2 protein-coding genes are annotated in these 958 nt (G+C 32.3%); both read right to left on the bottom strand.

The features are described 5' to 3' along the window. Positions 1-89: 89 nt before the first annotated feature. Positions 90-149, bottom strand: a complete 60-nt coding sequence (gene ermCL, locus CEW93_RS10590) for a 23S rRNA methylase leader peptide ErmCL (protein ID WP_002497446.1) — start codon at positions 147-149, stop codon at positions 90-92. A 694-nt stretch (positions 150-843) separates the two neighbouring features. Beyond that, positions 844-958: replication/maintenance protein RepL (locus CEW93_RS10595; protein ID WP_186727973.1), on the bottom strand; the 115-nt coding region annotated here is incomplete at its 5' end.

The raw sequence follows: 958 nt of genomic DNA on the forward strand, positions 1-958 counted from the left end.
TGACTGTGTTTTATATTTTTCTCGTTCATTATAACCCTCTTTAATTTGGTTATAATGAATTTTGCTTATTAACGATTCATTATAACCACTTATTTTTTGTTTGGTTGATAATGAACTGTGCTGATTACAAAAATACTAAAAATGCCCATATTTTTTCCTCCTTATAAAATTAGTATAATTATAGCACGAGCTCTGATAAATATGAACATGATGAGTGATCGTTAAATTTATACTGCAATCTGATGCGATTATTGAATAAAAGATATGAGAGATTTATCTAGTTTCTTTTTTTACAAGAAAAAAGAAAGTTCTTAAAGGTTTTATACTTTTGGTCGTAGAGCACACGGTTTAACGACTTAATTACGAAGTAAATAAGTCTAGTGTGTTAGACTTTAATGTTTTTTTAAGGCATTAGTGCATTTAAGCGTCAGAGCATGGCTTTATGCCGAGAAAACTATTGGTTGGAATGGCGTGTGTGTTAGCCAAAGCTTTGGCGAGTTGGTTGGGGGTTTCATGGGATTAATCCCATGAAAGTACCAACTCAACAACACACTAACGCCTGTTGGTTCCAACCAATAGGAAATTGGAATAAGCAATTAGTATAATGAGAGTATAATGTTGGTATAACGTTAGTATAATGATGCTTTTTTTCATTATATTTTTTATGTACTTTAAACCTGCACGCTTATGTGAATTAGAAAAAGCTTAATCGCATTTCATAGATTGACCTCCCAATAACTACGTGGTGTTATTGGGAGGTCAATCTATTTCATTTGCGTTAAGCTTTTGATCTACATTAAGCGTGCAGGTTTTTTGTCTATTTGTAGACGATTTTATGTTATACTAGTCCTTGAAAGAATAATAATCAGATAATGCATTTTCTTGTTTTTCATTTGCCTCTTGCTCAAAGTTCCCAAATTCGAGTAAGAGGTATTTTTGTTTTTGGTCGTCGCCTCTC

This window comes from Moraxella sp. VT-16-12, from assembly GCF_002224245.2.
Taxonomy (GTDB): domain Bacteria; phylum Pseudomonadota; class Gammaproteobacteria; order Pseudomonadales; family Moraxellaceae; genus Moraxella.